The sequence below is a fragment of the Campylobacter sp. FU_497 genome, from assembly GCF_025772425.1.
Classification (GTDB): Bacteria; Campylobacterota; Campylobacteria; order Campylobacterales; family Campylobacteraceae; genus Campylobacter_D; species Campylobacter_D lari_C.
In genome coordinates, this window is sequence record NZ_JAKMSC010000010.1 from 16,755 (window position 1) to 39,583 (window position 22,829).

25 protein-coding genes and 1 other RNA gene are annotated in these 22,829 nt (G+C 29.9%); 9 read left to right on the forward strand and 17 right to left on the reverse strand.

The features are described 5' to 3' along the window. Positions 1-35: 35 nt before the first annotated feature. The 8 genes from L8W68_RS05280 to rnpB all read left to right on the forward strand — a co-directional run bounded on the left by L8W68_RS05280 (position 36) and on the right by rnpB (position 6,289). Entirely contained in the window at positions 36-1,256 is a 1,221-nt protein-coding gene (locus L8W68_RS05280; RefSeq protein WP_263675276.1) for an argininosuccinate synthase, read from the forward strand. A gap of 11 nt (positions 1,257-1,267) precedes the next feature. Then, a complete protein-coding gene (rplI, locus tag L8W68_RS05285; protein WP_039618280.1) occupies positions 1,268-1,711 on the forward strand; it encodes a 50S ribosomal protein L9 in 444 nt (147 codons plus the stop codon). After that, the gene (hslV, locus tag L8W68_RS05290; protein WP_120759032.1) at positions 1,711-2,253 is read left to right on the forward strand and encodes an ATP-dependent protease subunit HslV; all 543 of its coding nucleotides are present in this window, start codon (positions 1,711-1,713) and stop codon (positions 2,251-2,253) included. The genes rplI and hslV overlap by 1 nt, the downstream gene beginning before the upstream one ends. Continuing rightward, positions 2,250-3,569, forward strand: a complete 1,320-nt coding sequence (gene hslU, locus L8W68_RS05295; RefSeq protein ID WP_263675277.1) for an ATP-dependent protease ATPase subunit HslU — start codon at positions 2,250-2,252, stop codon at positions 3,567-3,569. Before hslV ends, hslU begins: the two co-directional genes overlap by 4 nt. Further along, a complete protein-coding gene (era, locus tag L8W68_RS05300; protein ID WP_214100655.1) occupies positions 3,566-4,438 on the forward strand; it encodes a GTPase Era in 873 nt (290 codons plus the stop codon). The genes hslU and era overlap by 4 nt, the downstream gene beginning before the upstream one ends. After that, positions 4,428-5,438: a hypothetical protein gene (locus L8W68_RS05305; protein ID WP_263675278.1), complete on the forward strand. Its 1,011-nt coding sequence runs from the start codon at positions 4,428-4,430 to the stop codon at positions 5,436-5,438. Before era ends, L8W68_RS05305 begins: the two co-directional genes overlap by 11 nt. Further along, positions 5,401-5,940: a hypothetical protein gene (locus L8W68_RS05310; protein ID WP_263675279.1), complete on the forward strand. Its 540-nt coding sequence runs from the start codon at positions 5,401-5,403 to the stop codon at positions 5,938-5,940. The genes L8W68_RS05305 and L8W68_RS05310 overlap by 38 nt, the downstream gene beginning before the upstream one ends. A gap of 26 nt (positions 5,941-5,966) precedes the next feature. After that, positions 5,967-6,289, forward strand: an RNA gene (rnpB, locus tag L8W68_RS05315) — RNase P RNA component class A. On the opposite strand, the gene L8W68_RS05320 is transcribed toward rnpB, so the two are convergent. From L8W68_RS05320 to L8W68_RS05400, 17 genes are all read right to left on the reverse strand, one after another. Then, positions 6,284-6,499, reverse strand: coding sequence for a hypothetical protein (locus L8W68_RS05320; protein ID WP_133318894.1), 216 nt, complete (start codon positions 6,497-6,499; stop codon positions 6,284-6,286). The two genes, rnpB and L8W68_RS05320, sit on opposite strands and share 6 nt — an antisense overlap. Next, on the reverse strand, positions 6,496-6,867 hold the full coding sequence (fliS, locus tag L8W68_RS05325; RefSeq protein WP_039618295.1) for a flagellar export chaperone FliS: 372 nt from the start codon (positions 6,865-6,867) through the stop codon (positions 6,496-6,498). The genes L8W68_RS05320 and fliS overlap by 4 nt, the downstream gene beginning before the upstream one ends. A 17-nt stretch (positions 6,868-6,884) precedes the next feature. Beyond that, a complete protein-coding gene (gene fliD / locus L8W68_RS05330) occupies positions 6,885-9,182 on the reverse strand; it encodes a flagellar filament capping protein FliD (RefSeq protein ID WP_263675280.1) in 2,298 nt (765 codons plus the stop codon). A 2-nt stretch (positions 9,183-9,184) separates the two neighbouring features. Further along, complete coding sequence (locus L8W68_RS05335; RefSeq protein WP_263675281.1) at positions 9,185-9,532, reverse strand: FlaG family protein; 348 nt, start codon at positions 9,530-9,532, stop codon at positions 9,185-9,187. 120 nt (positions 9,533-9,652) lie between these two features. After that, on the reverse strand, positions 9,653-11,446 hold the full coding sequence (locus L8W68_RS05340) for a menaquinone biosynthesis decarboxylase (protein ID WP_263675282.1): 1,794 nt from the start codon (positions 11,444-11,446) through the stop codon (positions 9,653-9,655). After that, positions 11,447-12,373: a hydroxymethylbilane synthase gene (hemC, locus tag L8W68_RS05345; protein ID WP_263675283.1), complete on the reverse strand. Its 927-nt coding sequence runs from the start codon at positions 12,371-12,373 to the stop codon at positions 11,447-11,449. Further along, positions 12,364-12,762, reverse strand: a complete 399-nt coding sequence (locus L8W68_RS05350; RefSeq protein ID WP_039626075.1) for an FxsA family protein — start codon at positions 12,760-12,762, stop codon at positions 12,364-12,366. The genes hemC and L8W68_RS05350 overlap by 10 nt, the downstream gene beginning before the upstream one ends. Further along, positions 12,759-14,459 carry a proline--tRNA ligase gene (locus tag L8W68_RS05355; protein WP_214134972.1) on the reverse strand — a complete coding sequence of 567 codons (1,701 nt, stop codon included), beginning with the start codon at positions 14,457-14,459 and terminating at the stop codon, positions 12,759-12,761. Before L8W68_RS05355 ends, L8W68_RS05350 begins: the two co-directional genes overlap by 4 nt. Beyond that, positions 14,446-15,753 carry a glutamyl-tRNA reductase gene (gene hemA / locus L8W68_RS05360; protein WP_039628326.1) on the reverse strand — a complete coding sequence of 436 codons (1,308 nt, stop codon included), beginning with the start codon at positions 15,751-15,753 and terminating at the stop codon, positions 14,446-14,448. Before hemA ends, L8W68_RS05355 begins: the two co-directional genes overlap by 14 nt. Continuing rightward, positions 15,753-16,646 carry a polyprenyl synthetase family protein gene (locus L8W68_RS05365; protein ID WP_214127296.1) on the reverse strand — a complete coding sequence of 298 codons (894 nt, stop codon included), beginning with the start codon at positions 16,644-16,646 and terminating at the stop codon, positions 15,753-15,755. Before L8W68_RS05365 ends, hemA begins: the two co-directional genes overlap by 1 nt. Positions 16,647-16,693: 47 nt before the next feature. Continuing rightward, the gene (locus tag L8W68_RS05370; RefSeq protein WP_373274189.1) at positions 16,694-17,134 is read right to left on the reverse strand and encodes an exporting protein; all 441 of its coding nucleotides are present in this window, start codon (positions 17,132-17,134) and stop codon (positions 16,694-16,696) included. Beyond that, the gene (locus tag L8W68_RS05375) at positions 17,131-17,394 is read right to left on the reverse strand and encodes a DUF2018 family protein (RefSeq protein WP_039618310.1); all 264 of its coding nucleotides are present in this window, start codon (positions 17,392-17,394) and stop codon (positions 17,131-17,133) included. The genes L8W68_RS05370 and L8W68_RS05375 overlap by 4 nt, the downstream gene beginning before the upstream one ends. Positions 17,395-17,397: 3 nt before the next feature. Next, a complete protein-coding gene (locus tag L8W68_RS05380; RefSeq protein ID WP_263675284.1) occupies positions 17,398-18,024 on the reverse strand; it encodes an HAD family hydrolase in 627 nt (208 codons plus the stop codon). Then, on the reverse strand, positions 18,021-18,353 hold the full coding sequence (locus L8W68_RS05385; RefSeq protein ID WP_263670817.1) for a hypothetical protein: 333 nt from the start codon (positions 18,351-18,353) through the stop codon (positions 18,021-18,023). Before L8W68_RS05385 ends, L8W68_RS05380 begins: the two co-directional genes overlap by 4 nt. Further along, positions 18,350-19,975, reverse strand: coding sequence for a cation:proton antiporter (locus tag L8W68_RS05390; protein ID WP_257904265.1), 1,626 nt, complete (start codon positions 19,973-19,975; stop codon positions 18,350-18,352). The genes L8W68_RS05385 and L8W68_RS05390 overlap by 4 nt, the downstream gene beginning before the upstream one ends. Positions 19,976-19,996: 21 nt before the next feature. Beyond that, positions 19,997-20,371 (reverse strand): heat shock protein transcriptional repressor HspR, encoded by a 375-nt coding sequence (locus L8W68_RS05395; RefSeq protein ID WP_039618318.1) that lies wholly within the window; start codon positions 20,369-20,371, stop codon positions 19,997-19,999. A 12-nt stretch (positions 20,372-20,383) separates the two neighbouring features. Continuing rightward, entirely contained in the window at positions 20,384-21,256 is an 873-nt protein-coding gene (locus L8W68_RS05400) for a J domain-containing protein (RefSeq protein WP_263675285.1), read from the reverse strand. A 149-nt stretch (positions 21,257-21,405) separates the two neighbouring features. On the opposite strand from L8W68_RS05400, the gene L8W68_RS05405 reads away from it, so the two are divergent. Next, positions 21,406-22,824, forward strand: coding sequence for a DegQ family serine endoprotease (locus tag L8W68_RS05405; protein WP_263675286.1), 1,419 nt, complete (start codon positions 21,406-21,408; stop codon positions 22,822-22,824). The last annotated feature ends 5 nt before the right edge of the window (positions 22,825-22,829 follow it).

Below are 22,829 nucleotides of genomic sequence, written 5' to 3' on the forward strand. Positions count from 1 at the left end.
AATTTTACAATCATTTTTTACAAAGAGGAAAGACAATGAAAAAAGATATCAAAAAAGTGGTTTTGGCATATTCTGGTGGACTTGATACAAGTATAATTTTAAAATGGCTACAAGATGAGTATAAATGTGAAGTGGTAACTTTCACAGCAGATATTGGACAAGGTGAAGAGCTTGAGCCTGCTAGAAAAAAAGCACTTTCTTTGGGCGTAAAAGAAGAAAATATTTTTATTCAAGATTTAAAAGATGAATTTGTAAAAGATTATGTGTTTCCTATGTTTAGAGCAAATGCTATTTATGAGGGAGAATATTTACTAGGTACAAGTATAGCAAGACCTTTGATAACAAAAGCTTTAGTAGAAATAGCAAATAAAACAAAAGCAGATGCTATTAGTCACGGAGCAACCGGTAAAGGGAATGATCAAGTGCGTTTTGAATTAGGTGCTTTGGCACTAAATCCAAATTTAGCCATCATTGCTCCTTGGAGAGAATGGGATTTAAATAGCCGTGAAAAACTCTTAGCTTATGCGCAAAAACATGGTATTGATATAGCTAAAAAGCCAGGTAAATCACCTTATTCTATGGATGCAAATTTATTGCATATTTCTTATGAGGGTTTAGTACTTGAAGATCCTGCGGCTAAACCTGAAGCAGATATGTGGCGCTGGGTGAAAGATTTAAAAGAAACTCCAAATGAAAGCGAAGTGATAGAGCTTGAGTTTAGTAAAGGCGATTTATGTACTATTAATGGAGAAAAAATGTCTCCTGCGCAGCTTTTAGCAAAACTTAACGAGCTTGGTGCAAAACATGGTATAGGTCGTCTTGATATTGTCGAAAATCGCTATGTGGGTATGAAAAGTAGAGGTTGTTATGAAACCCCAGGTGGAAGCATACTTTTAAAAGCACACCGCGCTATAGAAAGTATCACTCTTGATAGAGAAGCAGCGCATTTAAAAGATGAATTAATGCCAAAATATGCAAGTTTAATTTATAATGGCTATTGGTTCTCACCTGAAAGATTAATGCTTCAAGCCTTAATTGATGAGTCGCAAAAATATGTAAATGGTAAAGTTAAACTTGAATTATATAAAGGTAATGTAATGGTAATAGGCAGAGAAAGTGCGAATGATAGTTTATTTAGTGAGGCTTATTGTACTTTTGAAGAAGATGTTGTGTATGATCAAAAAGATGCAGCAGGCTTTATAAGATTAAATGCTTTGAGATTTATCATCGCAGGTAAAAATGGAAGAAAATTTTAAAAAGGAAAACAATGAAAGTATTATTAATTAAAGATGTAAAAAGCCTAGGAAAAGCAGGAGAAGTTAAAGAAGTAAAAGATGGATATGGACAAAATTTTTTAATTGCCAAAGGTTTTGCTAAAGCTGCTACACATGAAGTTTTAAAACAGTATGAAGCAGAGCAAAAGAAAAAGGCAGAAAATTTAAGATTTGAGCTTGCAAATTTGGAAAAATTAAAAGAAGAATTATCTAAAATCACTATTTGTATAGCTAAGCCTGTAGGAGCTAATGGAAGCTTGTTTGGTGGGGTTACTAAAGATGAAATCGCACATGCATTAAAAGATCAAAAAGGCATAGAGCTTGATAAAAAAAGCTTAGAATGCGATACTATAAAAGAACTTGGTGTGCATGAAATTTCAGCAAAATTAGGCCATGCAATTCATGCTGTATTTAAGCTAGAAGTTAAAGGAGAATAATGTTTCACGCAACTACAATTTTAGCTTATAAAGGTAAAAATAAATCTGTAATTGGTGGAGATGGACAAGTAAGTTTTGGAAACACTGTTTTAAAAAATAATGCAGTTAAAATTAGAAAATTAAATAATGGAAAAGTATTAGCAGGTTTTGCAGGAAGCACTGCTGATGCTTTTAATCTTTTTGATATGTTTGAAAAACTACTTTCTAGTTCTAAGGGTGATTTATTAAAAGCTGCGATAGATTTTTCAAAAGAATGGCGTAAGGATAAATACCTAAGAAAACTTGAAGCAATGATGCTAGTATTAGATAGAGATCATATATTTTTACTTTCAGGAACTGGAGATGTAGTTGAGCCTGAAGATGGCGCTATAGCTGCTATTGGTAGTGGGGGTAATTATGCACTTTCTGCAGCAAGAGCTTTAGCTAAACACTCAAGTTTAGATGAAGAAGAATTAGTTAAAGAAAGCTTGCAAATTGCTGGTGAAATTTGCATTTATACAAATACAAATATTAAAACTTATGTAATTGAGGATGATAAATGAATTTAACTCCAAAAGAGATTGTAAAATTTTTAGATGATTATGTAATTGGGCAAAAAAATGCCAAAAAAATCATAGCAATTGCTTTAAGAAATCGTTATAGAAGAATGCAGCTTAGCCCTGAACTTCAAGATGATATCATGCCAAAAAATATTTTAATGATAGGATCAACTGGGGTTGGTAAAACAGAGATTGCAAGACGCCTTGCTAAGATGATGGGACTTCCTTTTGTAAAAGTTGAAGCAAGTAAATATACTGAAGTTGGTTTTGTTGGGCGTGATGTAGAAAGTATGGTTAGAGATTTAGCTAATGCCGCTTTAAATTTAGTAAAAAATGAAGAAAAAGAAAAAAATAAAGACAAAATTAATGAATTTATAGAAAATAAGATTTTAGAAAAACTTTTACCACCTTTACCAAAGGGTGTTAGCGAAGAAAAACAAGAAGAGTATCAAAATTCTTTAGAAAAAATGCGTGTGAAATTAAAAGCTGGTGATTTAGATGATAGCACAATAGAAGTTGAAATTTCACAAAGTGTATTTGATACTAATCCAAATTTACCACCTGAAATGGGTGCTATGCAAGATATAGTAAAAGTTATTGGTGTGGGTAGTAAAAAAATTAAAAAAGAAATGAAAGTAAAAGATGCAAGAATAGCTTTAGCTCAAGAAGCAAGTGAGAAAATTCTTGATATGGAAAGTATTAAAGGCGAGGCTTTAAGAAGAGCAGAAAATGAAGGGATTATTTTTATCGATGAGATAGATAAAGTAGCAGTTTCAAGCTCAAATTCAAACCGCCAAGATCCAAGCAAAGAAGGGGTGCAAAGAGATTTGCTTCCTATAGTTGAAGGTAGTACTATACAAACTAAATTTGGACCTTTAAAAACTGATCATATTTTATTTATTGCTGCAGGTGCTTTTCATCTAAGTAAGCCAAGTGATTTAATCCCTGAACTTCAAGGGCGTTTTCCTTTAAGAGTTGAGCTTGATTCGCTAGATGAGGATGCTTTATATGCTATTTTAACAAGACCTAAAAATTCATTACTAACACAATATATTGAGCTTTTAAAAACTGAAAATGTAGAGCTTGTTTTTGAAGATGAGGCTATTAGAGAAATAGCAAAAATAGCAAGCAAGGCTAATGAAGAAATGCAAGATATTGGTGCAAGACGCTTACACACGGTGGTGGAAAAACTTTTAGAAGATATTAGTTTTGAAGCAGATGAATATGCAGGTAAAGTATATAAAATAGATGATTTTAAAGTGCAAGTTAAGCTTGGAGATATCATAGAAAATAAAGATTTAGCTAGGTATATCTTGTGAAAAGTGGCTTTATAAGCATAGTGGGTAGAACTAATGCGGGAAAAAGTTCTATCCTTAATTCTTTATTAGAAGAAAAAGTTGCTATGGTTTCTCATAAGCAAAATGCTACAAGAAGAAAGATTAATGCGATTATAATGCATGAAAACCATCAGCTTATTTTTATAGATACACCAGGTTTGCATGTAAGCTCTAAGGCTATGAATCAGCTTATGATTGATTTGGCGATTAAAAGCATTGCGGATTGTGATGTGATTTTATTTGTAGCTAGTATTTATGATGATATTAAAGATTATGAAAATTTTTTAAGTTTAAACCCTAAAGTGCCACATATTGTATTAATCAATAAGGTTGATTTAGTAAAAAAAGAGGTTTTGCTTAAAAAATTAAGCGAGTATTCTCAGTTTAGCTCACATTTTAGTGCTATTATCCCCTATTCTGCTAAGCAAAAATTTTATAAAAAAATTCTTTTAGATGAGATGATTAAGTATTTGCCTGAACATCCGTATTATTTTGATCCTGAGTTTATTACTACCACAAATGAAAAGGATATTTATAGAGATTTTATCTTAGAAGCTATATATGAAAATTTAAGTGATGAAATTCCTTATAGCACTGAAGTAAAAATAGAAAAAATCAAAGAACTAGAGCAAATTTATTATATCAATGCTATTATCATTACAGATAGTAATTCTCACAAAGGAATGATACTAGGTAAAGATGGAGCTACAATTAAGCGTATAGGCAAAGAAGCTAGGGTTAAAATAGAAAAATTAGCACAAAAAAAGGTAATGCTAAAATTATTCGTTCAACTTGAGAAAAATTGGCACAAAAACGAGCAAAACCTTAAGAAAATCCTTTATGATGAGTAAAAAAGTCATCAAAAAAGATTTTCTTGCTTATGAAAAACTTTTATATATTAAATTTGCAAATCCTATTAGTGAAGATGAAATTTTAAAAAAGAGCTTTGAAGAGCTTGGTCTTAAAGATGATTTTTCTTATAAGCTAAAGTATTTTCAAGATAAATCTTTTACTCATGTATTTTTGTGCAAGTATGAAGATATTTTAGATATTGATTATATAATCCCAGAACCCCTACTTTTTGAAGTGTATTTTAAGAATGATGTAAATAGTGAAAATCTTGCATTATTATTTAAAGAAAAATATATAGTTTTAGTGGAGTATTTGGGGTGTGATTTTCAAAATTGTAAAGTTATACCATTAAATGTTTATGATAAAATATATAATGAAAAATTAAAAAATACTTATAAGCACATTATAAGCATAGATGATACTCAAAATCTTAGCAGTTTTGATAAATTTAATAGTAATATTTTTTATCAAAAATTGTTAAAAAATTGTGATAAAATCAAGGTTAATTTTACCAGCAAAGAAAAAATAAATCATTTAAAATCTTTTAGTTTTAAGATTTTACTAGCTTTTGTTTGTGGAGTTTTACTAGCTTTTGTTTATCCTTTGTATTTGTATACACAAAAATCATTTTATGAAAATGAGAAAACAAAATATGAAAATTTAATAAAAAAGCAAGATGGTATTTTAGGGCAAGCAAAAATAAATCAAAAACAGAATCAAGAGTATAAAAAACTACAAGAAGAAAATGAGTTAAAGATTAATTTGTTGCAAAAATTTTATACAAATGCACTTTGTTATAAAGATTTTTATGATTTTTTAAGAGTTTTAAATTCTCATCAAGCTTATATAGAGGCTTTGTATGTTAAAAATAATGATTTTATTGTAGAACTTAAAAATGACTATGAATTTTATGAAGATTTTAAAAAACATCATTTTGTATTAAAAAATAAAGAAGTTAATAATGGAAAAATCACTCTTGTTTTTGAAAAATCTTTATAAAAATTTAGAAAATATCTTTGCTAGGTTATCTGGGCGTGAATTTGCACTAGCTTTGATAGTTGCTTTTGTTTTTGGTTTTTTCATGGTTTATATGAGTGTTTTTGATAATTTTGAAAAACAAATGAAGTTGTCAAAAGATGAACTATATGTTTTACAAACAAAATACGAGCAAAAACAAGAAATGATTTCTGATTTAAAAGAAGATGAAAATATATCTTATAACGAGCAGTCATTCTTGAGTTTAGACAAGGACTATCAAAGCATTTTAAAAGATATTGAGAGAAATCTTTCTAAAGTAAGGTCTTTACAAATCCAAAGTTATAAAAGTCAAGATGAATATTTTACTTATTATGAATTAAAATTGAGTTTTGTTAGTGATTTTTATTTTTTAATGCAATTTTTACAAAAACTAGATCCTTATATAAAAGTTAAAAATTTAGAGCTTACAAAATATGAAAATAAACTAAAAATCACACTAAAACTTATTTTTACTCTAGTATAAAAATGATTTTTTTGATAAAATTCATCTAAACATGGCAAGCGATCGCTTCTTTCGAAGAGGAAAGTCCGAGCTGCAATAAGACAAGGATTCCATCTAATGGATGGCTAGGGCAACCTAAGGGAAAGTGCAACAGAAAGAAAACTACCATATTTTTATGGAAAAGGTGAAACGGTAGAGTAAGAGCCTACCAGTAGCTTTGGTAACAAAGCTAGCTATGTAAACCCAATCTGCAGCAAGAAGGGGTGGTTTTTGTCTTATAATATAACCCTTCGCTTGAACTTGTTTGCAAAAACAAGTCTAGATAAATGATCGCTCTTGACAGAACTCGGCTTATCGCCATGTTTTACTTCATATAAGCAGAAGCTTTTTTGAGTTTTTGCAAATTTTTTGCTACTTCATCTTGCTTTTTTTTCATAAAAGCTATTGCTTCATTAGTAAGTGCCAAGGCTTCATTAGGACAATCTTTAAAATCAGGTTTTTCGATGAGTTTAACTATTTTTTCCACATCTTCAGTATATACAGCTAGTTTAAACTCATCTATCCATTTTTTTTCACTCATTTTTGATGTACTTCCCTCCAAGCTTCTAGTAAGCCTTTTACTACATTTATTACTTCATCTACTCTAGCCTCATTATTTTCTATGTTTGCTAAAGAAAGAAGTTGTAATTCTCTTGTATATAAGCCACTCAGATAATGTGCTACATCTCCACCTTTTTCATAGTCAAGACAGTTAATAAGCTCAACAAAAATAGCACTAGCTCTTTTTACATAATACACTCTTTCTTCTATATTTTCATTTTGTATAGCTATTTTTATCCTACTTGCAAAGCGTAGAATCCCTCCGTATAACATCTCTATAAGTTTTTCTTGAGATTCTACGCCTGCTTGGCTTTGTGAATATGCATTATAAACTGCACTATTTACCATTTAAATCCTTTCTTATTTTAAGAATTTTGATTATTTGCTGCATTAATCATATTAGCAATAACGCTTGCTTGATTATTTAATTTAGAAATAATACTATCATATGCTGCCCATGTTGACCACATAGTATCATATTTTGTATCAATAGAGCTTTTTGTATTTTCTATGGTTTCATTCAAATTCTTTGATTCTTTTGTTAAAGAAGCTTTATACCCACCAAAAGAACCTTCTGAACTCATCATTTCTCTCATGGTGTTTTTAAGCACGCCAAAAGTTCCAGTTTCTTCTTTCCAATTTGAATACATAGTTTTAGGACTTAAGCCAAATTGTTTTAAAAACTCTTCTTTACCTTGAATTTCTAAATCGCTTCCTGAAGTTCCTTTAATTTTAAATTGAATTTTTTGATCAGGACTTCCTTGATTGATAATTTCAAAACTAGCCTCTAAACCTTCTAAACCAAAGCTATTAATATGATCAACTAAATTCTGAGCCATTTCTTCATCTGTACTTCCCGTTAGCACAAAAGGATCGCCATTTTTTGTTTTAGTTAAATCTATGGTTTCTTCATTATAAATAATTTTAAATTCTGAATCACTAAAATCAATACCATTTGGGTTTTTGCTTGCAAATCCTCCAACCTTTTCTCCGCTTAAGTTTATATCTTCAAAACCATTGCTTCCTACAAAAAATCTTTCGGCCATTTCTGGATCTTCACTAAATTTGGTATTAAATTTAGAAGAATCAAAAGTCATGGTTCCATTAGATATAGTAAGTCCATAATCAGCTAAAGACAAACTAACTTTAGATGATATTTTTGTCCCTTCTGAAGTTTCACTATCTCCAACTGTGATTGTTCCATCAACTGTGATAGTTTGAAGTAAAATATTATTAATTTGAGATTTTATATTTGAGATCGCATTAACACCTACAAAATTTCCTTTTGTCCCTGCATCAGGATCATATTTTGTAGCTGCTGTAAGATTTAACATTAAATCATTATAAGCAGTTGCTAAACTTTCTAAAGATTCAGCTATGGCAGCTGTATCTTGAGTCACATTAAAGCTTATTTCACCTTTTTGTTTAAGTTCTAAGGTGGTATCTGGGCTTATATCTGTGATAGTGTTGGTTGGTCTAGTCATTTGAACACCATCTACACTAAAAATAGCATCCATTCCTTTTTGGATATGATTTTTATTATCTTTAGAAACATTATATCCTTGTGGAGTGCTAGTATCTAAAGTAATACCAAATTTATCTTTCAATAATGAAGTAGCTTTGTCATCTCTAGTATAATTTGCTTTATCAATATTACCATCTTCATCTACAGCATAGCCTCCATCAAAAATACCAAGTTCAGCTCCATTGGTTGTTTTGAAAGTTGCTCCTGTATCTGTTAGTTCTAAATTAACCTTACCACCGGTTTTTTTGCTAATTTGTTCAGCTAAACTATCATAAGTAGTATTTTCATCGATATCTATGGTATATCTATCATAAGTATCACCATTTTTAACTACAAAAGTTAAAGAGGTTTTGCCATCTCCTGAATTTAATAATTTATCACTTCCATTTGGTTTGTAAGTAAGAGATCCGCTAATTTGAGTTTTATCTGTATTGCCTTGTTGTCTAAAACCAAATAAACCACCAGCGCTAATACTATTTTTATCAAGCTCCCATCCCATACCTTTTAAGAGATCTTCATCACCTGAAAAAGAAATATTGTTTTGCGTTCCAGTATCTTTGCTTTGTACTACTAAACGATATGGGTTTTCTTTATCTCCAGTATTGACTATTTTAGCTTCTACTTTGCCGCCTGTAGCAGAGTTGATTTTTTCAGCAAGTTGAGCTACGGTAGTGCTTTGATCAATTTCTATTTTATATTCTTTTCCATCTTGTGTGATTGTAAAAGATTTGGTGCCACTTAGACCTAAATTTTGTAGTACCGATGAAGTTTTATCCTTAAAACCATTGCTTTGATATACATCTTTTTGAGCAAGTTGATCAACAATAACTTTCATGTTTGTAAGATTAGATAAAGATCCTACGGTTAAACTAGCAGCAGCACTATCTCCACTTACACTAGGTGATACTTTTTTTTGATTAAACTGTGAAGCATCTCCTAGACTATTTACAGCTGTTTGAAATGCAAGTAGTTTAGCTTCAAGCTCTGCCAAATCTTTTTGTCTTAATCCATTGGTTTCAAGTTGCGAATTATAAAATTTCAAATTCGCATGCATTTCTGCTTCTTTTAGTTTATTAAGCGTATCGCTTGTTAAAACTCCTGAACCTATCCCTAAACTTCCTAAACTACCTACTGCCATGATTAACTCTCCTTATCAAAAATAGTACCAATAACACCTTTAAAATGCTCTATTAATTTCATTACTTCTTCACTAGGAATTTTACGTATAAGTTTTCCTGTATCTTTTTCGGTTACATTTATATACATTTCATTGATTTTGTCATTAAATGCAAAACGCACATTTGTTCCTAGTGTTTCCATTTGACTATTAAGCTTTTCTGTCGCGTTTTTTAGTTTTTCACTTAAATTCTCATCTTGATCGTTTAAATTAACTTGTTGTTGCTTATTCTCTTGAGGTGCTTTTTCAACACTTTTTGTATTAAAATGAGCTACATTTGCATCTCTTTGAATATTGTTACTAATGTCCATTTTAAACTCCTTTTTAAAAGACTTTAAAATACTCTATCGACATAATTTTAAAAAACTTAATATTTAGATTAAAAATCTATATTTTCTTACAAGCAAAAAGTGTTCTCAAAAAGTTTAAAATTAAAAAATTTCAAACTTTTTGAATAATTTTTCATCATTTGGAAGTAAATTTCTTGCAATAAGTCTGTCTATAACCTCTTTAGAACAATTTGTCATTAAAGGCCATTCTTTATGATAATCTTCTAACAATCCTTTATTTGTCGCATCAATCGCAGCACAATCTTTTTTGAGAAAAATATCTCTTTTTGCATCGATATTATTTACTACACGCCAAATTAACATATAAGGATTTTCTAAAATAGCATCTGTATCTAAGAAAACTAAAATTCTAAAATGCTTTTTATAAGTTTGTAATTTTTCAAAAACTTGGGCAATTTTTTCTTTTTTATCAATCAAAATCACACAAATTGGAGCAAAGGTTTGGGTGTAAAATTGCTTTAATTTTAAAATACTTTGATCTTTTTCTTTAAAAAGTGAAAGCAAAACCTCATCGCTTAAAATTTTAAGTTCAACTTTTTTCTCATCACCACACGCATCAAGCCCTGCTTTACCACCATAACAATAAGTACTTGAAGCATGATCGAGTTGATCACAAATTCCTTCGCTAATAAGTAATTTTTCTTCATCAAAGCGATTAAGTATGTAAGGTATGAGTTTGTCATAATCTTTCAAACAAGGTGCATTTTCATCAACAAAAATAGCATGTTTTACAAAACTCATTTGCCCCACTCCCCAAAAAGTATGCATGACTTGTTTTGCATGAGCTGGGTATTTTGCTTCTATTTTAGCCAAGATTAGATTATGAAAAACTCCATTTTCAGGCATGTTGTAATCTATCAAATCAGGAGCATTTGTCTGAAGTAAAGGTAAAAAAACTCTTTCTGTGCCAAGCCCCATGTATTTATCTTCTAAAGGCGGTTTTCCTACAACAGTAGCTTGATAAATCGCATTTTTTTTAGCAAAGATTTTTTCTACTTTTAAAATAGGACAAAGCTCAACCGGAGTGTAAAAGCCCGTATGATCTCCAAAAGGTCCCTCAGGTGCAAATTCATTTGGATCTACAAAGCCCTCAATCACAAAATCACTATCATAAGGCACATAAAGATGATTGCTTTTGCATTTTGCTAAAATGGCAGGTTTTTTCTTGATAAAACCATAAAGTAAAAGTTCAAAAATTCCTTTTGGTAAAGGTGCTTGGGCACACCAAATATATAAAGGATCTCCACCTATGGCTATGCTTACTGGCATTTTTTGATTTGCTTTTTTATACTCATGGAAAAAATGGCTCGCATCTTTGTGAATTTGCCAATGCATAAGCAAGGTTTTTTCATCAACTACTTGCAAACGATACATTCCAAGATTATTTTGTTTTCCATCTAAGCTTTGAGTATAAACTTGTCCCATGGTGATAAAAGGCGCAGCGTCTTTTTCCCAAGTTTTTAAAATAGGCATATCATATAATGAATTTAAGCTTTTGTAGTTAAATTCTCCATCTTTTTTAATGCGTTTTGGTGGGATATTTTTTAAATTAAGTAAGGTTTTGAAAAAATTTAATTTTGCACCAAAGCTTTGTGGTATATGCATTTTAAGCAAAGAACTAATTTCTTTAGCCACATCTTCATAGTCTTTTTCAAATGCTAATTTTAAAGCTTCTTCATTACAAAAAGTATTTAAAAGAACAGGATAATCGTATTTTTTACCATTTTTTACCGCATTAGTAAAAAGTAAGGCTTTTGAATCTTCTTTTTTAACTTCTATATAAGCTAAATGTGCCATTTCAAGATCAACATCAACAGGCTCATGAATGGTTTTTAATAAATTATTTTTTTCTAAAAGCTCTATGAATTTCTGCATTTATATCATACTCTCTGCTTCTTTTAAAATTTCTTTTGCACCTTTTGCTATCATTTCTTTAGCTAAAAGCTCGCCTGCATTAGTGTAATCTTGCTTATCAATCATTCTTTTTTCTTTGAGAATTTTACTTGCATCAGGTAAGCCTACTATGGCGCGAATTTCTATTTTTTCATCAATGATTTTTGCATTAATTCCTATAGGTACTTGGCAGCCACCTTCTAGAGTTTTTATAAAATCTCTTTCTATATAGGTTTCTATGAAGGCATTTTCATCATTTAAGCATTCAAGGTATTTTAAAATTTGTTTATCATCAATGCTTTCTATGCCTAAGGCTCCTTGAGAAGCTGCGGGTATCATCTCATCAAGCTCAAAAGCTCTAATGTATTTTATTTCTTTATCTAAACCTAAGCGTTTAATACCAGCTAAAGCTAAAATAATAGCGTCAAATTCTTTGGCTTTAAGTTTTTCTAAGCGTGAGTTGATATTACCTCTTAGAGAAATGATGTTTAAATCAGGTCTTAGTGCTAAAAGTTGCATTCTTCTTCTAAGACTTGTTGTACCTACTTTTGCACCTTTTGGGAGAGCATTTAAACTCTCATAATACTCACTTAAAAAAGCATCATTTACCACTTCTCTTTTTGAAATAGCAGCTAAAACTAAGCCATCAGGAAAGAAGCTCGGCACATCTTTTAAGCTATGCACAGCTAAATGCGAATCACCTCTTAGCATACTTTCTTCAAGTTCTTTTGTAAAAAGTCCTTTTCCACCTATTTTAGCCAAAGGAGAATCAAGTAAAACATCGCCTTTAGTTTTAAAACCCTCTAAAGAAATTTCTAATTCAGAATGTGTTTGTAATAATTTATTTTTTATAAACTCACTTTGCCATAACGCAAGTTGGCTTTTTCTTGTTGCGATGATTAATTGCATTTTTTATGCTCCTGTATGATTTCTACATCTATGATTTCTTCTTCATTATTTGTTTGATGATGATATTTTCTTTTTTGTTTTGTAAAAAGTTTTAGCGCCATCATAAAAAATAAAAGCAAAATTCCTAAAAATGTACTTAAAATTCCTGGTATTAAAAGCAAAATTCCTACTATGGTTAAAGAAAATAATTTAATCATACCAAATAAATTCGTGTTGGTATTTTGCATAGTGATGAGATTTGTCCAAGTCTTTGCTAAAAACATTGCTCCTAAAAACATACTTGCAAAAACTATCATAAAAAAATTTAAAAAACCAAAAAAGGCTATAAATAAAATACTAGCAATTAATTCTAAAATCAAAAATGCGCTTATATTTACTCTTGCTATCATAGAATTTTCTCTAAGTGTGAAATTACTTCTTGGGTTTTTAAAACTTGTTTTTCTAAGGTATTTCTATGGATTAACTCTACTTCATTATTTTCTAAGCCTTTGCCTATAACTAAAGCATAAGGAAAGCCCATTAATTCAAAATCATTAATCTTTACACCAAAACGCTCATTTCTATCATCAAATAAAATCTCTTTATCACTAAAATGAGTATAAATTTGCTCAGCAAATTCCATAGCTTTTGTATCTTTTATATTAGAAACGATGATATCTAAAACAAAAGGAGCTAAAGTTTTATTCCAAATACAGCCTTTTTCATCATGGCTTGCTTCTATGGCAACCGCAACCAAACGACTAACACCCATACCATAACAACCCATAGTGAAAAATTGAGCTTTACCATTTTCATCTAAATAGCTTGCATTCATTGCTTTTGAGTATTTATTTCCAAGTTTAAAAATATGTCCTACTTCAATACCCTTGCTTTGCTTAAGCTTGTGCTGGCATTTTGGACAAAGATCATGCTCTTTAACTGCCGCAAGATCTTTAAAGCGTTCTTTGTTTAAATTTACAACATTGATTCCGACTAAATGATAGTCTTTTTTATTTGCTCCAATAATCATATTTGTTTCATTTTCAAGCTCATGATCAATATAAAAATCAACTCCATTTAATCCTACAAAGCCGATAAATCCTGGCACTAAACCTGCTTTTTCTAATTCTTCTTCACTTACATCAACTAATTCTAGTGCATTTGCCGCATTTAGTGCTTTAACTTCTTGTAATTCATCATCACCGCGTATAAAAAATACTACAATCTTTTCTTCATTTTCATAAATAGCTTTTTTAGCAATAGCTTTAATAGTATAGTAAGGGTTAATTTTAAAAAAATCTGCTAATTCTTCTATAGTTTTTACATTTGGAGTGTGAAATTGTGTAGCAAAGTCAGCTTCTGGTCTTTCAGATTCGCAACTTTTTTTAGCTCTTTTTGCTGCTTCAATATTTGCAGCATAATCACAATGCTCACATAATAATATATCATCCTCGCCATTTTTAGCCAAAACCATAAATTCTTTTGAACCACTTCCACCAATAGCCCCGCTATCAGCTTCAACAGCTCTAAATTCAAGCCCTAATCTTGTAAGAATTTTACTATAAGTTTCATGCATAAGATTAAATTCTTTGTCTAAATCAGCTTCATTAGCATGAAAACTATAACCATCTTTCATTAAAAATTCTCTACATCTTAAAAGTCCAAATCTAGGTCTAGCTTCATCTCTAAATTTAAGTCCTATTTGATATAAATGTAAAGGAAGTTGTTTGTAAGAATTTATTTTATTTCTTACTAAAGCCACCATAGCTTCTTCATGAGTTGGCCCTAAGACAAAATCATTTTCTTTTCTATCTTTAAAGCGTAAAAGCTCTTTGCCAAAAACGTTAAATCTTCCACTCTCTTTCCAAAGTTCAGCTGGAGTATTGAAACTTAAATTTACCTCTAAAGCACCTGCTTTATCCATTTCTTCTTTGATGATATTTTTAATCTTATCTAAAACTCTTTTTCCTAAAGGCAAAAAATTATATAAACCACTTCCAATTTGTTCTACAAAGGCACCTTTAACTAAAAATATATGACTTGGTAAAGTAGCGTCCTTTGGATTTTCTTTTGTACTTATGGCATAAAATTTACTAAATTTCATGATTATTCTCCAAATTAAATTCACATTTATAAAGGTTTAAACCTTCCATATTTTCATTTTTTAAATCAAACACATAACGCATAGCATTAACTACTGAATCATTTTGCATAGTTCCACTTAGCTTTTTTAAATTTACACTAGGATGATGTAAAAAGGCATTCATTACTTGTCTTATAAGCTTTCTTGCTTCTTCATGGTTTGAGTGTTTTAAATATCCTTTATCTATGGCCTTTTGTAACTGTTCTTTGGCAATTTTATCAGCTTGTAAACGTAGTTGTTTCACTAAAGGCAGGGTTGCTAGTTTGCTTAGATGTTGAAAAAATTCATTTGTCATAGTTCCTACTATAGAATAAGCAATTTGGGCTTGGTGTTCTCTTAGAGTTAAATTTTTTCTTACAACTTCTTCTAAATCATCAACAGCATAGACTATATTTTTTTCATTTGCTTTTACATCAATATCCCTAGGCACCGCTATATCAAAAAAATATCTTTTATAATCTTTTTCTTCTAATAAATCATTAGTTATAATAGCATGCGGAGCATTTGTGGCGCTAAAAAATATCTCATATTGATTTAGTGCTTCTTTTAAATTTGCAATACTTTCACAACTTGCATTTTCACCCAAATCCTCACAAAGCTTTTGGGCATTTTGTATATCTCTATTTAATATCAATACTTTGGCCTTAGCATTTAATAAATGCTTACAGGCTAGTTCGCTCATTTCCCCTGCACCTACTACAACTGCAGTTTTATTTTCTAAATTTAGGAGTTCTTTAGCTTTTGCTACTGCTACTGAAGCAACTGAAATAGGATTTTTAGAAATTTCGGTTTGATTTCTAACATTTGCTGCACATTTAAAAGCATAATGCACCGCTCTAGTTAAATGCACACCACATCTTTGTTCTTGCAGAGCAAATTTATAAGCATCTTTTAATTGTCCAGCAATTTGTGTTTCACCAATAACCAAGCTATCAAGTGAGCTTGCCACAGAAAATAAATGATGGATAGCTCCGCTATCTTCGTAAAAATCAGCCTTAGTGCTTAAATTTTCTTTATCAACTCCACAAAGCAAACTAAGCGTTCTTAAAATATGCTCATTAATGCTTTCAACATCCCCAACAAAAAGAAAAATTTCAACCCTATTACAAGTACTAAGTACTAAGCTTTCTAAAATTTTATTATTAGTATGAATTAGCTTTAACAACTCTCTTTTTTTATCTTCATTAGAAAAGGAAAGTTTTTCTCTAGTAGCAATATCTGTATTTTTATGTGTAAAACTGATACAATAATAATGCATTAAAATTCCCTTTCTATCATACTTTTAATAATATCTTCTAAATCTTTTATATTGTATTTTGCTATGGCTTTTAGTGCATTATTTGCATAAGTGTTTAGTTCTTGACCAACTTGATTAAAAATTTCATATCCTTGCATTTTATTTTTAATCCAAGCAAGCTCATCCACACTTAAATCTTTCTTGTAATAAGACTTAAGTATTTCTTGATCTTGTGGATTTAATTTTTCATACAAATACATATAAGCAAGAGTGGTTTTACCTTCTTTAAAATCATTCATAGCAGGTTTTCCCAAGGTTTGCTCATCACCTTTGATATCTAAAATATCATCTACAATTTGAAAAGCTAAACCCAAATTTTTACCATATTCTGCGAAATCATCTTCATTTAAATCAGCAAGTATAGCCCCACACCTTGCACTAGCTTCGATTAAAATGGCTGTTTTATTGTATATCATTTGTAAATAAGCGTTTTTATCAGTATTGAAAGTTTCGCTTAAATTTACATCCATTAATTCACCAACAGAAAGCATAACAACAGCATTAGAAATGATTTTTGCTAATTTTAAATCTATTAAAGAAAGCTCATAAAAGGCTTTTGAGTATAAGATATCTCCGAGCATGATGGCGTTTTTAGCTCCAAATTGTGCATTGATAGACTTTACTCCTCTTCTTAATTTTGCCTCATCAATCACATCATCATGCAATAAGCTTGCAGCATGAATTAACTCTATAATAGCACAGATTTTATAGCTAATATCACTTTCCCCGGCTATTTTTAAAAGTAGTTTTGAGCGTAATTTTTTACCACCTTGAAGTTTTGAACTCATGGTTAAAATAGGCTTGTAGTTTAATTCAGATAAAAATTCATGCATATATTGATCGATCTTTTGCACTATGCTTTCCTTAGTTTTCTTATAATTATATTTTATTAAATTTTACTTTAGTTTTGATTAAGAGAGGCTTTTCTAGGGTCTAAAAATTCTACTTCTAATCTTTTATCTTTATCTTCTATATACACAGTAAAAATAGCTTCACCTTTTTTAAAATCACTAAATTCAAGTATCAATCTTGCTCTATCTATATGAGGATTTTTATAATCAGGTACTAAGGTTTGATCTACCCAGTTTAAATTTCTTCTTAAAGACATCACAAATTGTCTAGGGTATTTTTTATATTTTGAATGAACAATAATATTAGTTTGATCAAATAAAGTCCATGAAAAGTCAAAATAATAAATCTCATCAGGATAGTCAATTTCTTTTATTTTTACACTTGCTTTTTCATCTTTGCTTAAGGTAAATTTATAAGTATAATCAAAAAATACTTCAGCCTTTAAAAAATTAAGTATCAAAAATAAAGATAAAAATAAACGCAAAATCAACCCTCATGCCCTAAAATTTCAGCGCTTAATCCTATGTAAAAATCGTTTTTTCTCTCATCTATTAAGAGTGAATTTTCCATTTGAAATTGAGCCACATCGCTTTCATTTAAATTATTTTTTTCTAAAAGCTCTATCATAGCGATATGATCGGCTAATAATTTTTCTAAAACATTTTCTAATGCACCTAAATTTGCATATTTTATTGTTTCGATAAATTTTTCTTTAGGGCTTTTTGCAAACATTTCATCAAAAATATCCATTTTTTAACCTTTTATGTAAGTTTGAATTTTTTCTATTAAAGTAGTTTTATCGTTAGCTTCATCTAAATCTTTAATTTCTTTTTGCCAAGAAATATGTATGTAATCCATCTTAGCATTTTTAGCACAAAGTCTGTCTTTTAAGCTATCGCCTATAAAAATACTTTTTTCATATTTTGCTTCATCTGCGATTAATCTTAGCATCATAGGATCAGGCTTAGCTTCTATACCATAACTAACACCTAATATTTTATCAAAATATGAAAGAATGTTTTGTTTTTTTAAAATAGGTACTAAACTTTCCTGAGGCGCATTAGTAGCTATAGCTAGATAACAATCATTTTTTTTACAAAAATCCAAAACCTCAAGCACACCATCAAAAAGCACCACGCTTTGATCATAATGCTTGATAAAATACTTCTCATAACCTTCTTTAAAACTAGTATGTGAGTAAGTATCAACCCCGTAAAAAATCTTAGCATAATTTTGCCCAGGAGTATTGATAGTATCTAAAATAAACTCTCTTTTCAAAGGTTCTAAATTTAAATCCGCTCTTATTTCATTTACCGCACATACTATAGCATTAGCACTATCTATAAGCGTGCCATCCATATCAAAAATCACATTTATCAATATTCATCCTTAAATTTAATTTTATGTTTGTCTTTTTTATAACTTTGATTATTTTTTAGCTTATACAAGGCATTGGCTTTTGAAGCTAAGGTTTTTTGATCTAAACTTTCATCTAAACACTCATTTACAAAAATCTCCAAAGCCTTAGTATAGGTAGAATCCAAAAACACTGCTTGAACTTTTTCAAAGATTTTAGCATTTTTTTGCATTCTTTCTCTAAAAAGTGTTAAATCAAAATCTTCCCTTTTTAATGCACTTACAGCAGAATTAGTAAATTTTTCTAAAGCTCTTACGTATTTAATTCTTAAAGCTTTTTCATCATTTTTCATTCTGCTGCACTTGTGTTAATTCTACATTGTAATGCTTCTTGTACTAAATTTCTAGCTATTGAAGCTTCAGCATCCACAATGTGTAAATGTTTATCAGTATGTGGGAAAATAATCTTAGCACCTGTACCACTTGTTTTTAAAACCGTTTGTATGGGCTTATTAAAGTTAGAAAGCACTTGGTAAAGCATATCAAGTTTAGCTTCATTGCTTATGGTTATAATAGCAACTGAGCATTCTTCTATATTGGCTACCTTTAGTGTTTCTACTTGGGCTACATTTGCAAAAAATACATTTTCATTTCTACTACGTCCAAGCTCAACTAAATTTAAATCACTTTCTAAAACTAGATATGGAATACCTGTTTTTTTAATCTTTTGCACCACTTCTTGGCCTAATCTTGCATAACCAAAAATAATAAAATGATCTTTCATTTTTTGATCGCATAGATAAAATTTAGCCATATCATTTTGTTCGCCTTCAGCTACATTGGCTATTTTTCTAAGATTATTTAAAATAAAAGGCGTCGCAACCATAGTGATAATAGAAACTATAATAAAAATTTGTGCTGTTTTTTCATCTAATAATGAATTAACTTGCATTAGTGAAAACACTGCTAGTGCAAATTCTCCAATTTGAGAAATACTTAAAGCAGTTTTCAAAGCTACTCTTTTTCTTGTATAAAGAGCTAAAAGTCCATAAATTATAATAAATTTTATTAATAACACCAAGCTTACAAAAACAAAAATCAAAAACCAATTTTCAAAAACTATATGAAAATCAATTTGCAAACCAACACTAATAAAGAAAAATCCTAAAAGTAAATCCCTAAAAGGAACCAAGTCTGCTTCTATTTTGTGTTTGTATTTAGTTTCAGCTATCAAAGCTCCAGCTATGAATGCCCCAAGTGAATATGAAAAACCAAAAGAATGGGCTAAAAAGCTTGCTCCTATTACGGTAAAAAGTATGGTAGCGATGAAAATTTCATTTGCATTAGTCTTAATGATAAATTTTAAAACATAAGTAAAAAGATACTTGCCTATAAAATAAAGCAAAACAAGTAAAATCACAGCACTAACTAAGGTTGTAAGTAAAAGCTTTGAAATATCAGCATTTTGAGAGCTAAATATATCAATCATTAATAGTAGTGGTATTACAGCAATATCTTGAAAAAGCAAAATTCCCAAAGCTTTTCGGCCATATTCTTCATTGATATCACCACTATCATTAAGTATTTTTAAAACTATAGCAGTGGATGATAAAGCTAGCGCAAAACCTGCTATCATTGCTATATGGTTTGCTATACCTAAAATATAAGTTACAAGTAAAGTACAAACCAAACCGCAAGTTAGCATTTGCAAACTTCCATTTAAAAACACTTCTTTTTTCATTGCTAAAAGATGTTTAAATGAAAATTCAAGCCCTATGGTAAACATTAAAAAAACTATACCAAACTCAGCCACATGGATAATGATTTCATTCGTGCTAAAACCATAAAATTCACGCACAAATAAACCTGTAGCTATATAGCCTATAATAGTTGGAATACCAAATTTTTTTAAAATTACATTTAAAATTACAGCAAAAGCAACTGCAACTAAAAAGACATTTAAAAACTCTTCCACCAATTAGCCTTTTTTATTCTATTATTTCATTTTTTCTAAAAAAATTAAATCAAAATTACTTCTGTGCTTAACTACTGCTCTTGATTTTGAAGGATTATCTCTTCTATCAAGTTCTAATCTTAGTTCCTCAATGGTATTTTCAAACTCATCAATTTTTGTTTTTAGCTTTAAAATCACGTCAACACCAGCCAAATTAACTCCAAGATCTCTTGTTAAGCGTAAAATCATTTTGATTCTATCTATATCTTTTTGAGAATATAGTCTCATTTTGCCATCAGTTCTGCTTGGCTCAACCAAGCCTTCTTTTTCGTATTGTCTTAGAGTTTGTGGGTGTATGCTTAAAACCTTTGCAACAACACTTATAAGATACACCGGTTCATCATAACTATGCTCCATTACATACTCCTTTTAAGGTAATTTTTCTTCTAAAATTTTTACAAATTCAGGATCAAGACTATTAATATCAGGTATTTTTACATTTAAAATTAAATACATATCCCCATAAAGGTCTGTTTTTCTATTTTGTACTCCATAGCCTTTAAGTCTGATTTTTTGATTATTTTTAGAATTTGGCGGTATAGTGATTTTAACTTCTTTTCTTGGGGTATGTACGCTGATTTTATCTCCAAAGAGTGCTGTTTTTAAGCTAATTTCAACTTTTTTGTATAAATCATCATCTTCTCTTTCGTATTCATCACTTTTTTCAAGCTCTACTTTTAAAATCAAATCTCCTTTTTGTCCTTGAAAGCTTTTTCCCTTACCTCGTATGCGTAGCTTTTCGCCATCTTTTATACCATGTGGAATTTTGATTTTAACTTGTTCATTATTGATATTTATGGTATGCTCACCACCTAAAATTCCTTTTTCAAAAGGAATTTTAACACTTGCTTGTAAGTCTAAATCCTCTTCAAATCCGCCAAATCCGCCAAAACCACTTCTAAAATTATTACTAGAGCTAAAACCTCTACCAAATCCTCCAAAACCTCCGCCAAAAATATTATTCAAAATATCATTAATATCAGCTCCGCCTGCATTTCTTGAAAAATCATGAAAACTTTGCCCACCAAACATAGAATCACCATATCTATCATATTGAGCTCTTTTTTTCTCATCACTTAAAATTTCATAAGCGGCGTTGATTTCTTTAAATTTTTCCTCAGCACCTGCTTCTTTATTGATATCTGGGTGATATTGTCTTGCTAATTTTCTATAAGCTTTTTTTATCTCATCTGCGCTAGCATTTAGCGAAACACCTAGTGTTTCATATAAACTATTACTCATTTATTATTCCTTATTTTTTATAAGATTATATCATAAACTTTAGTCTTAGTCAATCAACTTTTATAAGTTTTAAAACTAAAGGTTTTATTTACAATTGTGTAAAAATAAAATTTTATACTTGCATAAATTGATTTTACAAAGGATAATACATGAAAAAAACTATGGTTCTTTCTTTGGCATTAGCAACTAGTCTTTTTGGTGCTAGTATTGATTTTAAACAAGCAGATGATAATGTAAAAAGATCTTTACCAACTGATAATCAAAATACTATACTTTCTTATCATGATTCTATACAAAAAGTTAAAAATTCAGTTGTCAATATCTCAACTTCTAAAACCGTTCAAAGCAATTCTTTTGGGATTGATGATTTTTTCAATGATCCTTATTTTAAACAATTTTTTGGTTTTGATTTTCCACAAGCTCCAAAAAGTAAAAAGAATAAAAAAGAAGTAGTAAGTTCACTTGGATCTGGTGTAATTATCTCAAGTGATGGCTATATTATAACAAACAATCATGTTATAGAAGGTGCTGAAAAAATCACTGTAAATTTGCCTGATTCAAGCACTGAATATAAAGCTAAATTAATTGGCGCTGATCCTAAAACAGATTTAGCGGTGATAAAAATAGAAGCAAAAAATTTACCCGCAGTAGTTTTTGCTGATTCGGATAAATTATTAGAAGGTGATGTAGTATTTGCTTTGGGTAATCCTTTTGGTGTTGGAAGTAGTGTTACAAGTGGGATTATTTCAGCCTTAAATAAAAATAATATAGGTTTAAATCAATATGAAAATTTCATTCAAACCGATGCTTCAATTAATCCTGGAAATTCAGGTGGAGCTTTAGTAGATAGCAGAGGAGCTTTAGTCGGGATAAACTCAGCCATACTTTCAAGAAGTGGTGGAAACAATGGTATAGGCTTTGCAATCCCTTCTAATATGGCAAAATCTATTGCGCAAAAACTCATTGAGCATGGAAAAATAGAAAGAGGATATTTAGGTGTAGTTATAGGCGCTTTAACTCAAGATATTAAAAAAGCTTATACTAATCAAGAAGGTGCTTTAATAACAGAAGTTCAAAAAGACTCAGCAGCTTATAATGCAGGATTAAAAAGAGGCGATTTGATTATAAAAGTAGACAAAACTGTGATTAAAAGTCCTATGGATTTGAAAAATTATATAGGAAGTATTGATCCAAAACAAGCTATAGAAGTAACTTATGAAAGAGATAATAAAGTCAAAACAGCTAAATTTATGCTAAAAACAGATGAAAAATCGCTACAATATGAAAAAGGTTATATTGATGGTTTGAAATTAGTAGAGCTTGATTCTAAAAATAAACAACAATACCGCATACCTGAAAATATTAGTGGTATTTTAATCACTGAAGTTACTCCAAAATCAAAAGCAGAAAAAATAGGCTTTGAGCAAGGTGATATTATCATAGGTATTGATCAATACGAAGTTTCAAATTTTAAAGAATTATCTAAGGCTTTAGAATTAAATAAAGGCAAAGAATATGTTAAAATTTGGATTAATAGAGGCGGTATGGTTAGAGCTTTACTTTTTTAAGAAAG

What these genes read in the sequence shown, in the direction of transcription:
- L8W68_RS05280 (WP_263675276.1), top strand. Translation starts at nt 36, where the DNA reads ATGAAAAAAGATATCAAAAAAGTGGTTTTGGCATATTCTGGTGGACTT.
- rplI (WP_039618280.1), top strand. Translation starts at nt 1,268, where the DNA reads ATGAAAGTATTATTAATTAAAGATGTAAAAAGCCTAGGAAAAGCAGGA.
- hslV (WP_120759032.1), top strand. Translation starts at nt 1,711, where the DNA reads ATGTTTCACGCAACTACAATTTTAGCTTATAAAGGTAAAAATAAATCT.
- hslU (WP_263675277.1), top strand. Translation starts at nt 2,250, where the DNA reads ATGAATTTAACTCCAAAAGAGATTGTAAAATTTTTAGATGATTATGTA.
- L8W68_RS05305 (WP_263675278.1), top strand. Translation starts at nt 4,428, where the DNA reads ATGATGAGTAAAAAAGTCATCAAAAAAGATTTTCTTGCTTATGAAAAA.
- L8W68_RS05310 (WP_263675279.1), top strand. Translation starts at nt 5,401, where the DNA reads ATGGAAAAATCACTCTTGTTTTTGAAAAATCTTTATAAAAATTTAGAA.
- L8W68_RS05320 (WP_133318894.1), bottom strand. Translation starts at nt 6,499, where the DNA reads ATGAGTGAAAAAAAATGGATAGATGAGTTTAAACTAGCTGTATATACT.
- fliS (WP_039618295.1), bottom strand. Translation starts at nt 6,867, where the DNA reads ATGGTAAATAGTGCAGTTTATAATGCATATTCACAAAGCCAAGCAGGC.
- fliD (WP_263675280.1), bottom strand. Translation starts at nt 9,182, where the DNA reads ATGGCAGTAGGTAGTTTAGGAAGTTTAGGGATAGGTTCAGGAGTTTTA.
- L8W68_RS05335 (WP_263675281.1), bottom strand. Translation starts at nt 9,532, where the DNA reads ATGGACATTAGTAACAATATTCAAAGAGATGCAAATGTAGCTCATTTT.
- L8W68_RS05340 (WP_263675282.1), bottom strand. Translation starts at nt 11,446, where the DNA reads ATGCAGAAATTCATAGAGCTTTTAGAAAAAAATAATTTATTAAAAACC.
- hemC (WP_263675283.1), bottom strand. Translation starts at nt 12,373, where the DNA reads ATGCAATTAATCATCGCAACAAGAAAAAGCCAACTTGCGTTATGGCAA.
- L8W68_RS05350 (WP_039626075.1), bottom strand. Translation starts at nt 12,762, where the DNA reads ATGATAGCAAGAGTAAATATAAGCGCATTTTTGATTTTAGAATTAATT.
- hemA (WP_039628326.1), bottom strand. Translation starts at nt 15,753, where the DNA reads ATGCATTATTATTGTATCAGTTTTACACATAAAAATACAGATATTGCT.
- L8W68_RS05375 (WP_039618310.1), bottom strand. Translation starts at nt 17,394, where the DNA reads ATGGATATTTTTGATGAAATGTTTGCAAAAAGCCCTAAAGAAAAATTT.
- L8W68_RS05385 (WP_263670817.1), bottom strand. Translation starts at nt 18,353, where the DNA reads ATGAAAAATGATGAAAAAGCTTTAAGAATTAAATACGTAAGAGCTTTA.
- L8W68_RS05395 (WP_039618318.1), bottom strand. Translation starts at nt 20,371, where the DNA reads ATGGAGCATAGTTATGATGAACCGGTGTATCTTATAAGTGTTGTTGCA.
- L8W68_RS05400 (WP_263675285.1), bottom strand. Translation starts at nt 21,256, where the DNA reads ATGAGTAATAGTTTATATGAAACACTAGGTGTTTCGCTAAATGCTAGC.
- L8W68_RS05405 (WP_263675286.1), top strand. Translation starts at nt 21,406, where the DNA reads ATGAAAAAAACTATGGTTCTTTCTTTGGCATTAGCAACTAGTCTTTTT.